Raw genomic sequence first — 14,046 nt, 5'->3', positions numbered from 1 at the left:
TCCTGGATCTTCAGCTCGTACTATTCTCATTGAAAGTCTCCACTCTGCCCTCTAATCAAAAGTCGACTCCTTCTCTTTGTGGGTCAAGCCTAGTAATTAGACGTTGCACGCAAAGGAAAAATCTTCTCCTAGCTAGGAATCAAAAACTTATCTCTAATTTGAAATCCAAAAAGCATTAATTTTTTGATTTGATTTTTGTTGTCTTTATTAACACGTACTAATATATTCCGTACTCTGTAGTTTGTTTGTGTAAAGCATAGTATCTTTTCTAGCTCCTCAGACTCCCACCCTTCTATAAAAAGAGTTCCTTCAGATAGCTTTTCTTTATGATTTAGTTCATCAATATAAAGCGATGTTGAATTGATCCAAAAAGTGTTTTGGGGATTTCCAGAATGATAGCCCTCGAAACCTCGAAGGTAATTGAGAAGGAATCTTTGGCGGTTACCTGACCATATCTCTGTGTTAGAAATACTTTTAAAGTTACAATTGGGGGCTTTGATGTGGATATCGTTGAGCTCAGCAATAAGAATAGAATGCTTTTTCTTAAATGCCTTCTTCTTAGTAGGATTCAATTGTTTTCTTTCATATTTTGCTATATGACGTTTTTCCAGGATAAGACCAAGCTTACCCCTAAAATTTTTAGTTGAAAATAGGATAGACACAGTGCCTGGAGCATGTATGGGCATAACCTCGCCAAGCAGCTTCTCAGCATGAAAAAGATCCTTTAGTTTTCCGTTTCCATACTCCATGTATTTATCCAGCCACTGAAAACCATAAGAAAATGCTATTAATTCATTATTAAGATGTATTACCTTTGCGCTGACATGAGGCCGATCACCTTCAAACTTTTTCATAAAATCCAATCTATCGTTACTGGAGTGATTAAATTTGTCCATGTTTCCCTCTAATAATGACTGCAATTGGTCAAATGTCACAACCTCTTCCTGTAGATCACCTAGTGCCCTTAGCTTTACTTCCATCATTGGAGTTATAACATGTAAAATTTCTACTGGATTGTTTTTCTTTTCTATACATTTGTAGCTTCTAGCATTCATGTAATTCCTTAATTTTAGATGAGTATGGTTGTCATAACTTAACGAATTAATCAAGAATACAGCCTGCTGCTTATCTAAAATAATTCCGTCCATCACAAACATAAGCACTCGATCTAAATCTCTCTTCTTTACTACGAAGTCTGTATAAGGACAGGATTGAATAGCTAATGTTTGCACAATCTTAACATTGTTCTTTTTACTCACTATAAAGGGAAAAAAAGCAATGACTTTCTGGTTTTCTCTAACACTATAAATCTCAATTTTCTTATCATCTGAAAAATATCTCCACCAATTGTATATAAAATGAAATTCTAGAAATGGATTAGAATTTTGATTTGCTGCTAAAATAGTTGACCATTCTTTTTCATACAAACTAAGATGTTTAAATGACTTGATAAGGAATAGCTCCAAATAATACTCCTTTCTTTTATCATATAGTCGTTCTAGCAAAGAAGTCTTGTACTAAAAATTAGTTTATCCGCAAACGATTCTGTCCAAAGAATCCTCTTTAAAATAATATTATTAGGCTGGCTGTTTCATTCCTATTTGCTGCGAATTAAGCAATATAGATTTTACAAAGAAAAAGCCATCACTCCAGTAGCTAAACTGGTAGCGTGGCTTTGTTCCACCTTTTATTCCCCATCACTATCAACCTCATGCTCTTCCTTCTCTTTCCCTCTTGGAGGTAGAAGTCTCATCTTCTCTAATACCCTTGGAAGGTTCATGGCGATAAACATGAGGAAAACTGTGAGTATTGCTAAATCATATGCGCCATAACCGATTGTTAAACCTACGCATGCGGTAATCCAAAGATTTGCTGCTGTTGTTAGACCTCGTTTCACGTTATCCTTATCCACCCAAATAACTCCTGCTCCTAGAAAGCCGATACCGCTAATAACTTGAGCTGCTAATCGCATGGGATCCATATAAGGCCCTTGGTTTAAGGTAGATAAGCTCATCGCCAGTGTAGAGCCGAGACATACTAAAATATGCGTACGAATCCCTGCAGGCTTGTGCTTAATAGCCCTCTCTAGTCCTATTAACAGACCTATGAATGTGGCTACTGCTAATCTTATATATAGATCATAATGTGAGTTAAATAATGATGTGACAAAGTCCAATGTGCATTCCACCCTTTAAAAGTTGTTCTTTTTACTATAAGTCTTTTAGAGCATCCTTATTTCCAGTAACAAATTTGAGATTTGTTCCCATCTACGTCGAACAGCTCAAAATAGGTGTTTAGGCCATCCTGCTGTATATCTGTGACCGTTACTCCTCGACTGGATAATGTTTTATGCGCTTCATCTATAGAAGAAGAGAAAAAGATTGGATATGTACTAATTCCTCCACCATTTGGCTCTCCCTTTTCAAGCGTCAAGGGTACACCACTTTCTCCAACTTTCAAAATGGCATAGTGTTCCTCCCTATACTGTTCCTCCAGTCCTAGCATCTCCTGATACCAACTGCTTGCGGTATTAATATCCCGCACCTTTAAGCAGACCGTATCTATTCGTTCGATTAAATTCATATGCTCCCTCCTAAATAAACTGTACTCTTTCTTTTATTCGCTATCGGACGCTTAAGTCCTTTTTAAAGCTTACTCCCAATAATTCATCATTAAATCCGTTGACCATTGTGGCTGCTTCACTTTCCCCTTCGGTAGAAATTCGCTCATCACGGGTTTAATGTCTAGCACTGGAGTCCCATCTATCGCATCTAACCCTTTGACAAAGATCGATGACCCGTCCCGTTCAATCAATTCAACCGTAGTAAGTCCTATTTTATTTGGTCGATTCTTACCTCGCTGCGCGAATATACCTACCTTCGGATAAGTCGTATTGTTTCTTGGATGCCTAGCAGTATATTGTACTTGATCGTCAGAAACAAGGTGAAACAAGAAAATGATTTCCACATGACTAAAAGCATCAATACCATCTAGACTGCTCTCGTCCCAATCATTGTTTAACCTGATTTCAGAAACTACCTCCCCCCAATAATCATCCTCTGGAGTTTTTCTAGTGTTATGTACTGTTCCAATAGAGCTAACGTGAAATGTATGCATAAATACGCCCCCTTTAAACAAGCATAGCAAACTATACATTAGTGATACATTACTAATTTGTTATGCGAGGTGATAGTTATTTTAAATGAGTGCATTAAAGGATTATGACCAAATCTTGTGGAAATAAAATAGGATAGAGGGGGGATTTATATGATTACAAAAGCAACGAAAGAGGATATCTCATTTATTCTTTCTCATGCAGTAAGCTCTACATATGATGCAACGCAACTGGAGATTAGTGAAGAGAAGGCAATAGCCATGTTTCAAGGGGTTATAGATAAAGGTGGCTTCTACTTAGTGATTAAAGAAGAGGAAGCCATTCAAGGCTGGATCATGCTAGGTGAAAATACAGACTATTTTACTGACAACAAGTTTGGGTTTATATATGAAATTTATGTTCTGCCGCTCCATAGAGGAAAGGGACTTTCTAAAATCCTCATTAATGAAGGAAGCTCCTATTTTAAAGAACAAGGCTATGAAGCGGTCCGATTAAATGTTTTTGCCTCTAACTTTGCCAAAGAGATTTATAAGAAGGTTGGATTCCAAGAGGTTAATTGTATAATGGAAGTTAAATTATGACGTACTGTTCAACTAATTCACCTAAGCTCCAAGCGACCCATGCTTGGAGCTTTTTGCATCTCACCGACTTACCATACTAGAGGCCAAGAATCTTTCTGCTCACTTTTCGGCTCACTCACCTTAAGTATCACATCCTTTTCAGCCCCTGGTCTTAGTAACAATTCATCCTCACGAACAATGTGACATTCTTGCCATTTTTATACAATTAGAAAGAAATTACATCAAGAGCACTCATACACATTGTTTTCATTTAAAAGGAGGAGTCAAGTGTGTCATTGTTAACCAGGTGGGCATTTAGCAACAAAGCAGCAATAGCTGTATTGACTGTATTAGTTTTAGTAATTGGTGTGATTAGTTACTTTCGTTTGCCAATGGAGTTCTTACCTTCAGCGGATAATCCACAGGTCACCATTATAACGATGGGTTCGGGAACAGATGCAAAAACAATGGAAACTGAAGTAACAAGTCCGATTGAAAGCGCAATAAACGGTCTAAATGGGAAGTCTTCCATCTATTCCAGAACAGGGGATGGATATTCACATGTAGACATCGTCTATGAATCTGGATATGATATGAAGCTCGCAAAACAGGAGGTACAAGAAGCTTTAGCACACATTTCCTTCCCTTCCGGTATAGCGAAGCCAGTAGTTTCCCAGCTGCATACGTCTATGATCCCTATTGTGAATATCGCTGTTACGTTTGAGGATGGACTTTCCTCTGAAAATGTGGAGTTTGCAAGGAACACGCTCATCTCACGCTATCAACAAATCAAAGGGATTTCCAACGTAGATTTATACGGGGCACATGATACAACCATTTCAGTTCAATTGGATATGGAAAAAATGCAGGAGAATCAAATTCCCATTGAATCAGTATTAACTATACTTCAAGGACAAAATGTTGCGGTGTCTGTTGGAGAGAAGACGGTAAACGGTCAAGTCAGTAATATTAAGGTCATCGGCGATGTAACTAGCTTAGATAAGTTAAAGCAAATGACCATTGTACCTGAAGTAACACTGGAGGACATTGCTAATATTCAGGAAGCAACCGATTCAGCTTTTATGAGTCACTTTAATGGCAAGGATACACTGGATATTAGTATTACAAAGGATAGCACATCCAATGCAGTGACGATCAGTAAGGAAGTGGAAAGAGTAACAAAGGAATTAAACGAAAAGTATACGCAGCAAGAATCCGTCATTTATGTATCTTCCTCGGACTTGGTTCAAAATTCTGTCCACACGATGATGAAGGAAGTTTTACTCGGAGCATTGTTTGCAACTATTGTAATCATGATATTCCTTCGTAACATTCGGTCTACCTTTATTACGATTATTTCGATTCCTCTATCGCTATGCCTGACTTTATTTTTACTATCGCTATCTGGTGTGACATTGAACATCTTGACGCTTGGTGGTGTCGCGGTTGCAGTTGGGAGATTAGTGGATGACAGCATAGTAGTCATAGAGAATATTTTTCGGAAGATGCAGTCCGAAAAGTTTAGTGTTCAAATGGTGATTGATGCCACAAAACAGGTTGGAGTCGCCATTACAGCATCGACATTAACGACTGTAGCTGTTTTTCTTCCCATGAGCTTATTAAATGGTTCCTTACAGGATTTTTTACTACCCTTTGCTCTAACTGTTACCTATTCGCTGTTAGCCTCTCTATTAGTTGCTTTAACGGTTGTCCCTATCATGAGTGCTAGCTTATTGAAGAACACGAAGTTACCTGAGCGTAAGGCGGCTACTCGTTTTCCAAAGCTTGTCACCTGGTCGTTAAATAATAAGTGGGTCATCTTTTTGATTTCCGCAGCATTATTTTTCGGTTCCATTGGCACATACTTTTTTATACCAAAAGGAGCAGTCAATAGTTCCTCTTCCGATTATATAACCGTCACGTTAACCTATCCAACGAGCACAGCTGCCGAGGAAGTGCAGTCAAACATGATGGATATGGAATCTTATATTCTCGAAATGGATGAGGTAGAACATGTTTTTGCGCAAGTAGGTACTCCTTCGGAGGCAGCACAATATGGAGCGGTGGGCTCTTCAACGGAAGCTTACTTCAGTATTTTATTACATGATAAGAATGATATCCCAATAGTAATGGAGTCAATTGAAGGAAAAAGAGAAATGTTTTCAGATGCCGCATTTGAAATGACAGAAGCCTCATTTATGATGGGTGGCTCCAGTACTAATATTAATATTGATTTAGTCGGAGAGAATATCGAAAGCTTAGAAAAGCTTGCGCCGACTATTCAAGAAAAAATTCAACCTATTACTGGCGTAAATAAAGTCACTACAAATCAAGATGAAAAGAAAACGGTCTACTCACTTATTGTTGACCCTTCCAAAGGTAATACAGAGCAAATTGCTCAACAATTAGGTGTAATGTTAAATAAAACACCGATCGGAACCATTAATATAGATGGCAAGGAAAAAGCAGTTATGCTCGAGCCACTGTTAGATATAGAAAAACCAAATGATTTAGAATCTATCCAGATCATGACTAGCGAGGGAGCTGTTCCGGTAGCTTCTGTGGCAACCCTACAGTCTGAAAAGCTTGCCACTACCCTACTGCACAAGGATGGGAAAACCTATCTAAGAATTACTGCAGATGTCGATCCAGCTAGACTTTCTGAAATTGCTAGTGAAATAAACGTGGCGATATTCGGAAATGGTGAGGGTAAAAAAGGAATAGAAATATCAAAGGATATAGAAGTATTTGTAGGTGGCTCTAGTAGTCAGCAGGCAGATGAATTTGAGGATCTCTTTTTAGTGATGCTCGTCTCCATTGGATTAGTATTTTTAATCATGGTGATAACCTTCAAATCCATTCGCACACCAATTGCAATTCTCTTCTCGCTACCATTAGCAGCAATTGGAGCTGTGCTTGGAATCGTAATAAGTGGTATTTCCATTGATATAACTGCTCTACTTGGTGCACTTATGCTAATTGGAGTTGTTGTAACGAATGCCATTGTCTTGCTAGACAGAGTGAAGCAAAATGAACAGAAAATGACGATACGGGAATCATTGGTTGAAGCTGCCACCACTAGAATGCGACCAATTTTTATGACAGCCATCGCGACCATCTGTGCCATGCTCCCACTGTTACTAAAGCAAGCCGAGTCAGGTATCCTTGTATCACAAAGTCTTGCAATTGTTGTAATCGGAGGATTGGCAATGGCTACCCTACTAACCTTAATTGTAATTCCATGTATTTATGAGCTTCTCTACTTTAGAAAATCTAAAAAGCAAAGACTGGCTAATACTGTGGATTGAGGAATGACTTGATTAAAACATTTCTATAGTAAAACTAATGGCTTATCACTCCCTTGTCAGAGACGACAAGTTCGAGCGATAAGCCATCTATTGTTAATGCTATCCAAATACAACAAATGAATTTCTTTAATGATTCAATAATGTCAGTTTTAGTATGTTATTATTTTTTTAGCCTCTACCTCATATATCTCTACATCATAATGATAAGCTTCTGCAAAATAACGACCTTTTTCGATAAGTTCATCAGCAAATGATCTTTCTCCTGCTTCTGCAAATTGTACAGCATAATATAAGTAATCATTTGGATTAAACAACAGCTGTTCAAGTGATTTAAAATATGTACTAGCTAAACTTACATCATTTACTTCTAAGGCCGCAGTAACTAGATATGGCAAAACGAAGGGAGAGTATGGATTTATGCTCGATTGATCTGCTAGCAGTTGCTCTCCTATTGTTATTACTTTTTCTGGGTCTAAATTTTTATCCGCTAGCATATTGATTTTATTTTTATTTAGGCGAAAGCTTTCATGATACGCCACATATTCTTCATCAGTTACTGCCTCAAAAGCTGTGGCAAAATCACCAGAATCTTTATATGCCAAAATGACTTTAGTAATTACATCTTCCCCATAGGTTTCAATTAAGTCATAAATGGCATAAAAGCCTTGAAGATATATAGTATTTACATTTTCATTATGGTTTTCCTGTAATCTTTCAAATGGAAAAGTATCGAAATAGTAGGAATATAAAACTGGGAAAGCTTGCTCTACCTGAAAGGCAAAGTATTCCGCTATTCCTTCTGTGAACCAAGCGGGTAATTCTTGAATAGATATTTCGTGCTCTCTTAAATATAAATCAAATAAAAAATGGCTATATTCATGAAGTGTTGTATATGATGCAAACTGCTCGTTTTCTCCATTGATTAAAATATTTCCCATTTCACTTAAATACACTCCTGTATTTGTATCCATTCGTTCATGACCTTTATATCCAGGTAAAGTAACAAAAATAGGAAGTGAATCGTGCGATGTAAATTCCATTTTAAATAAATCTTGTGCTAATTGTCTTGTCGATGCTAACTGTTCTAAAACTGCTTGCGAATCATACAAAACTTGCGGGGATTTATAAATTGTTACGTCCCCAACTTGTGTTTTTACATAACTCTCATTAAATTTGAAAAAGTATTCAAAAGCTTTTTGTTGATTGAAGTAAAAATAAATGCTGACACTTATAGCTACTAACAAAAACAAAGTAATTATAGTTGAACCTCTTTTTCTCATATTGTACCTCCACTCATGTCATTATTTATCTAGTTTCCTTGTATCAACAATTCGCTTATCTTTTGGAAATTATAACATTAAATTCTTATCCTTTTTTATTTAAAAATAGATTAGGGTGAACTTCTAATTTATTTAATTAACGTAAGTAAACATATAATCTTACTAAAGGGGGAAATTAATATTGAGAATTACTATATATTTTATTACTTTCATAGGAATCATTTTATTATGTATAACGGGTTGTTCGAATGCTACAAAAGACGAAGTTCAAAATATAGAAGTTCAAAAAATAGAAGTTCAAAAGCGTGTTGGGGATGAAAATAAATACGAGGTTTTCAAAGATATCACGAATGACGAGGATGTTAAGAAAGTTAAAGAGATTATAGATATGATGGATTGGGAAAATGCAAAAGTAGAAATGGTACGCCCTCCCGATTACCGATTTTCCTTTCCAGCTCCAAAAGCTAAAGGATTAGTTTATAGCCTGTGGATTAGCCCAAACTCTACAGTGGAAATTATTATTTACGGAGAACATAAGTATTCTCAACTAGACAAAAGTAAGTCAACAGAACTGATTGAAATCCTTTCTAGGGAGTGAAGCTACGAGAAAAGTATCTCTTACTGTGACTATACACATTTCAATTAATCCATTTTTCTAGAAACAATAAGAAAAGCCAGACCAGCTAAACTCGCTTGGTCTGGCTTTTATATTATTTGAACGAAATTAATTCAGCATCTAAGATTCCATCGCTGCCTATCATTTTAATAATTCCAACACCAGGAGCTAAGTAATAAGTGTAACCCGCGTAAGTCTTGAATATCACAACATTTTGGAATGTGCCTGCCTTTACTGTGACAGTGCTAGTTGTACTGATTACATTGATGTTATGGATTATACTCTCATTTCCATCCCAGTCTATCTCTTTCGTTTGCTTTCCTTCAATTAAAGGATATTGTACATTAAATAGGCCCCAATCTGTATAATTTACACCAAATCCTATAGAAGAAACTCCCTCGGCAGAAGTATATTCGTTATACACATATCCACCGATTTCCTGGCCCGGTATAGTCAGAAGAGTGCGAGTTGCACCAAATTCATTTTCAACTTTTGTAATAAACTCTCTCTTTGTAGGCTCTGTAAAGCTTGGAGAATACGTAAGCTTCATACCTGCTTTTGGGGTGATTCCACCGTGTACTTCCTTGTTCAACAAGGCAAGCTTGCTTTTAGACGGTGTTTCGTATTTTAACTTTGTACTTTTTTGCACGAAGCTACTTGCACCTAATCCGTATAATCCGCCGTTTGTCCCCTTATACGTGTAAACTCTATATTCATCGCCCTTTTTAAGAGTGCGAACCTTGCTAAGCGATCCATTTGAACCGATTTTGACTAAATCCGTGTCCGCTAAAATAGTTACCTTACCAATTTGTCCTGCCTTTAGTTCTGTTTTGCCCCACATAACCTTATGTGTAGCTGCTTCAGCCGATATGTTACCGGAAGCCGTAATTCCCAATGCCAACATACCAACTAGTACTGCCTTGCTAATTTTTTTAAACATATTAAAACTCTCCCTTCCAATACTATTCTAACAGAGTTTAAATATAAAAATAGTCTATATTGGATATACATCCAATAATTCGTATATTTAAATTCAATTTGTATTTATTTGTAAAAAACGCTAAATTTTTTGGTCTAATTCCTTTTTTAGCATGTAATAAATGTCTGTATTGTTATTGGTTCATAAAAAAAGAACTGCAATATAGCAGCTCTCTTCCTAGTTAACGTGATGGTTTTATTGGGGCACACTCTGTACAGCTTTTCTGGTTACTCCCTTTAAACTTTGTTAAAGTCTTTTCAAAGACATTCCCACAGGAACATTTAAACTGTAATTTTTGAGAGAAACCTTTATATTCTGTCGACAGTAATTCACTGGTTGAATTCTTTTTAACATACTCACGGATTTCTTCAATCGTCCATCTTTTATTCATCATGACACCTCCGACATAGCTTCCGAATAGACATAAAGGAAGAAGCTTCGGAAACTTCCTTTCAACCGGGATCATCTGCTCCTAATCTACCTAAGGCTCCTATTATAGCATAGAACGGGCCTTCATCACTACTTATACTAGTTCAAATTCTACCCCTTTAGGATATAAGGATACGTAGCTTCCTTCATCAGTTTCAAAAGCTATTTCCACGCCTTCTGTTAGCTTTTTTTCTGATAATAGCTTCCAAATGGAGTTAAACGCAATCTCTATGTCTAAAACTTGGAATGTGCTTGTTCCTGCTCCTGCTCCGATTTCCGATCCATAGGCATAACCGTTGCCAGTGTACATTAGTTCCTCTTCCACTATTTCTTCAACCATCAGGCTTTTATCCTCTGTCTTCTCAAACTCTTCCTCGTTCTCTTCATTATACCGATATTGGATATAGACTTTCTTTAGTTCCTTTTCTTCAACCAATTGATAGCCTTGATTGGCCTTCTCTGCTGCTAATGTTTGCATAAACTTTTTAGGCCTCTCCCAAAATCTTAACTTATACTCTTCTCTCGCACCTTCCATACCAACTGTGCCACTTACAATGATAATCGGACTTTTAAATTGATAATCAAATATGTTCCAAAACAGAGTTTTGTTACCCGACTTCTTAATCATTAAAATTTTCAATTGAATACATCCCCTTTGTATATAGTCGCGAAAACTATCCCCTTGTTTTTAATAGATCGATCTCTTCTACATTTCTTTCATATAAGAAGATATTATTATTATCTATTAGCTTCTGCTCTGAAATCACACGTCGGATTTTTTCAATTGCTATTTCCAGATCATCTACAATGCAAAATATATTTACCATTTTTTCGTCATCGATTCCCACACCATCAGTAAATCCAACACCAGTTTCATCTAGTTCTATTTCTATTTGTCTACAAAGCTCCATACCTACATTTTGTAGCTCTTCATTAGACTGCCTACCATTGTTATGGATATAAATGATAAGCTCCTCTTTCCCCATACTATCCGCAAACCCTTGATTTCTTTTTTCCTCTACTAAACTTTCCAAACGCTTTTTACCGTTTTCAAAAAACCCTAGCTGAATCTCTTCCTTATTCTTATTAACCCCAATTATTCCAGACTCCACATACAATTTCTTTCGATGCAGCCATGCATTCCAATAATGTGTTTCATTCCCCATTTTTTTATGTAGTTCAGCCATTCTCTAACCTCCCTCTCCTAAATTAATAAAACCTTATTACGATTATATCCTTTTTTGCGATTGGTGATTATATATAACGTGTTACTTTGAATATAGAAATTTTGAGTGTATCAATCCATACTCAGCTTCTCTTTCATTTAACGAAATAACTTCCATAGAGTCTATATTAATTGCCATTTTCGTTCGTCATAATGTTTGAATTAAAATTATACAAAAAGCGAACAGTCAAAATTTGAGCTGACTGTTCGCTTTTGGATGATGTTATTTTAATGATTCTTGTGCAAGAGATGCTAATTCTTGTGCTTTAGAGCTAATCTCTTGGATAGTTGCTGAAAACTCTTGGATGGATCCAGATTGGTTATCCGTCAAGGTATTTACCTCTAGGAAGGCTTGGTTTAATGTGTCAATCAATCCTTGAATATTTTTGGTTATGTCATTGATCTGATTTACATTTTCCTTGGAGTTTGTTGCTAGCTTACGTATCTCATTGGCTACTACCGAGAATCCCTTCCCTACGTCTCCTGCTCGTGCTGCCTCAATTGCCGCGTTTAGACCAAGCAGATTACTTTGGTCAGATATCCCTTTGACAACCGACGAAATTTCACCAATTTGTTCTGCACTAGAACTTACATCCTTCATTTGAGTTGTTATGTCCGTTACACGATCTGCTAGCGATGTAACTGAGTCACTAATATCCTCAATACCAGCTGCCGTTTGCTCTACAATGACTGAAAAACTTTCGGCCATTTCAAAAAGCTTGTTTGCTTTTTCGAGACTTGTCCCAATACCTACTCCACCAATCACGTTGCCTTGTTCATCGTGAAGCGGAAGAGCACGAGCTATCAATGGAAATCCAAATAACTCTTTCGGAACAACGGCCGATAAAGGAGCATTACTTCTTATCGAATTAGTAACGATGTCTCCCTCCATTAATGGATCTCCAGGGTTTACATTTAGCGAAAAGGTTTGACCTGGGATATTAATAATCAGCTTCTCCGTATCATAAATGCCCACAGTAATATCATCTTGGACTAGCCCATTAAGTAATGGAGCAATTTTAACAAATGCTTGTAATAATTCATGTTCAGCCATTTTTTACTCTCTTTTCCTATTAGTATGGTAGGTTCCTTTGACCATAGTTCACTGAAATCCATTTTAAAGTTGTAAATTCATCTAAGCTCCATTGACCATTCAGTCGTCCTAATCCGGATTGCTTCTCACCACCGAAGGCAACAATTGGCTCGTCATTAATCGTTAAATCATTTACATGGATCATACCTGTATGGACCTTCTTAGCCATCTCTACTCCACGTTCTAGGTTAGATGTATGAATGGCACCACTTAGCCCAAAACGAGTGTTATTCGCAATGTCAATTGCCTCCTCTTCCGTATCAAAAGGCATGACACATACGACTGGTCCGAAAAGCTCTTCCTGGGAAACCGTCATATCCGTAGTAACGTCTGTTAAGATCGTTGGTTCTAGCAATCTCCCTTTTACGTTTCCTTTTAGGAAAGGAGTAGCTCCCTCTTCAATTCCTTTGTCGATTAGTGCTTGCAGTGTTTTCGCTTGACGATCATTGATAACTGGCCCAATGATTGTTTCTGGATTTTGTGGATCACCAACTTTAAGAGAAGCTACTTTTTCTGCATACTTTTCCGTGAACTGCTTATAGATAGAACGTTGAACTAATATTCTATTTGCAGACATACAAATTTGTCCCTGATGGGTAAATCTACTGAAAGTAGCAGCATTCACAGCATACTCAAGATCAGCATCCTCTAATATGATAAAAGCACTGTTTCCGCCTAGCTCAAGTAAAGGCTTTTTGAAGTTTTTAATAGCTACCTGACCAATATAGCTTCCTACTTGGGTAGAGCCTGTAAAGGAGATAATTCGTGGAATTGGATGCTCTACAAATGCATCGCCAATTTCCTTGATATCTGTAACTACAACATTTATTAATCCCTTCGGTACGCCTGCTTCTTCAAAGATTTTCCCAATGATTGTTCCACCCATAATCGGAGTGTCATCATGAGGCTTTAACACCACACCGTTTCCAGCTCCAAGTGCAGGTGCAACAGACTTCATGGACAAGAAGAACGGAAAGTTAAATGGGCTAATAACTCCTACAACCCCTGCAGGGATACGGTATAATCTGTTTTCTACATCATCAATTGTAGAAGGCAGGATTTTTCCTTCCATACGTAAAGGGAAGGTAGCTGCCTCCTTGATAATATTTTTCACAAGACCAATTTCAAAAGCAGCTTTTAAACGAGTACCACCTAGCTCTTCCATGATAATAGCCGTGATTTCCTCTTCATGCTCCTCCATATATTTCACTGCATTTTCTAGAATGTCGCGTTTTTTGTAAGGGTTGACCTTATCCCACTCTAGCTTTGCAGCATGTGCTGCCTTATATGCTAAATCTATATCATCAATATTTGCTAGCTTGTATGTATTGATTGGTTGATCATTATATGGGTTCGTGTTGTTTAACACCAGATTACTCTGGCCATCTCTCCATTCACCAGCGATAAATTGTTTACCTAACATTTCTAAGTTCATTTGTTA

14 protein-coding genes are annotated in these 14,046 nt (G+C 37.1%); 3 read left to right on the top strand and 11 right to left on the bottom strand.

Translation table 11 applies throughout. The features are described from left to right. Positions 1-128 precede the first annotated feature (128 nt). The 4 genes from MKX96_RS06105 to MKX96_RS06090 all read right to left on the bottom strand — a co-directional run bounded on the left by MKX96_RS06105 (position 129) and on the right by MKX96_RS06090 (position 3,117). Complete coding sequence (locus tag MKX96_RS06105) at positions 129-1,466, bottom strand: hypothetical protein (protein WP_340882804.1); 1,338 nt, start codon at positions 1,464-1,466, stop codon at positions 129-131. Between the two features lie 221 nt (positions 1,467-1,687). Further along, complete coding sequence (locus MKX96_RS06100; RefSeq protein WP_340882802.1) at positions 1,688-2,176, bottom strand: MgtC/SapB family protein; 489 nt, start codon at positions 2,174-2,176, stop codon at positions 1,688-1,690. A gap of 56 nt (positions 2,177-2,232) precedes the next feature. Continuing rightward, entirely contained in the window at positions 2,233-2,583 is a 351-nt protein-coding gene (locus tag MKX96_RS06095) for a VOC family protein (RefSeq protein ID WP_340882800.1), read from the bottom strand. A gap of 69 nt (positions 2,584-2,652) precedes the next feature. After that, on the bottom strand, positions 2,653-3,117 hold the full coding sequence (locus MKX96_RS06090; protein WP_340882798.1) for an SAM-dependent methyltransferase: 465 nt from the start codon (positions 3,115-3,117) through the stop codon (positions 2,653-2,655). Between the two features lie 150 nt (positions 3,118-3,267). On the opposite strand from MKX96_RS06090, the gene MKX96_RS06085 reads away from it, so the two are divergent. Further along, positions 3,268-3,696 (top strand): GNAT family N-acetyltransferase, encoded by a 429-nt coding sequence (locus MKX96_RS06085; RefSeq protein WP_340882797.1) that lies wholly within the window; start codon positions 3,268-3,270, stop codon positions 3,694-3,696. Between the two features lie 269 nt (positions 3,697-3,965). Further along, on the top strand, positions 3,966-6,983 hold the full coding sequence (locus tag MKX96_RS06080; protein ID WP_340882794.1) for an efflux RND transporter permease subunit: 3,018 nt from the start codon (positions 3,966-3,968) through the stop codon (positions 6,981-6,983). A 149-nt stretch (positions 6,984-7,132) separates the two neighbouring features. Here MKX96_RS06080 and MKX96_RS06075 read toward each other — a convergent pair whose 3' ends face one another. Then, complete coding sequence (locus tag MKX96_RS06075) at positions 7,133-8,263, bottom strand: collagenase (protein WP_298468874.1); 1,131 nt, start codon at positions 8,261-8,263, stop codon at positions 7,133-7,135. 181 nt (positions 8,264-8,444) lie between these two features. Between MKX96_RS06075 and MKX96_RS06070 the strand changes: the two genes are divergently transcribed. Continuing rightward, a complete protein-coding gene (locus MKX96_RS06070) occupies positions 8,445-8,861 on the top strand; it encodes a hypothetical protein (RefSeq protein WP_298468876.1) in 417 nt (138 codons plus the stop codon). A gap of 112 nt (positions 8,862-8,973) precedes the next feature. Here the strand turns inward: MKX96_RS06070 and MKX96_RS06065 are convergent, their stop codons facing one another. From MKX96_RS06065 to MKX96_RS06040, 6 genes are all read right to left on the bottom strand, one after another. Further along, positions 8,974-9,819, bottom strand: coding sequence for a hypothetical protein (locus MKX96_RS06065; protein ID WP_340882790.1), 846 nt, complete (start codon positions 9,817-9,819; stop codon positions 8,974-8,976). Positions 9,820-10,039: 220 nt separating this feature from the next. Further along, positions 10,040-10,249: a hypothetical protein gene (locus tag MKX96_RS06060; RefSeq protein WP_340882788.1), complete on the bottom strand. Its 210-nt coding sequence runs from the start codon at positions 10,247-10,249 to the stop codon at positions 10,040-10,042. 132 nt (positions 10,250-10,381) lie between these two features. Continuing rightward, positions 10,382-10,927, bottom strand: coding sequence for a hypothetical protein (locus MKX96_RS06055; protein WP_340882786.1), 546 nt, complete (start codon positions 10,925-10,927; stop codon positions 10,382-10,384). Positions 10,928-10,961: 34 nt separating this feature from the next. Next, positions 10,962-11,474, bottom strand: a complete 513-nt coding sequence (locus tag MKX96_RS06050; RefSeq protein WP_340882784.1) for a hypothetical protein — start codon at positions 11,472-11,474, stop codon at positions 10,962-10,964. Between the two features lie 261 nt (positions 11,475-11,735). Then, positions 11,736-12,566, bottom strand: coding sequence for a methyl-accepting chemotaxis protein (locus MKX96_RS06045; RefSeq protein WP_340882782.1), 831 nt, complete (start codon positions 12,564-12,566; stop codon positions 11,736-11,738). A 19-nt stretch (positions 12,567-12,585) separates the two neighbouring features. Continuing rightward, positions 12,586-14,040 carry an aldehyde dehydrogenase family protein gene (locus MKX96_RS06040; RefSeq protein ID WP_340882781.1) on the bottom strand — a complete coding sequence of 485 codons (1,455 nt, stop codon included), beginning with the start codon at positions 14,038-14,040 and terminating at the stop codon, positions 12,586-12,588. Positions 14,041-14,046: the final 6 nt, after the last annotated feature.

Origin of the sequence: Psychrobacillus sp. FSL W7-1493 (genome assembly GCF_038004905.1) — a bacterium.
Taxonomy (GTDB): domain Bacteria; phylum Bacillota; class Bacilli; order Bacillales_A; family Planococcaceae; genus Psychrobacillus.
This window is presented reverse-complemented; position numbering and strand designations above follow the sequence as displayed.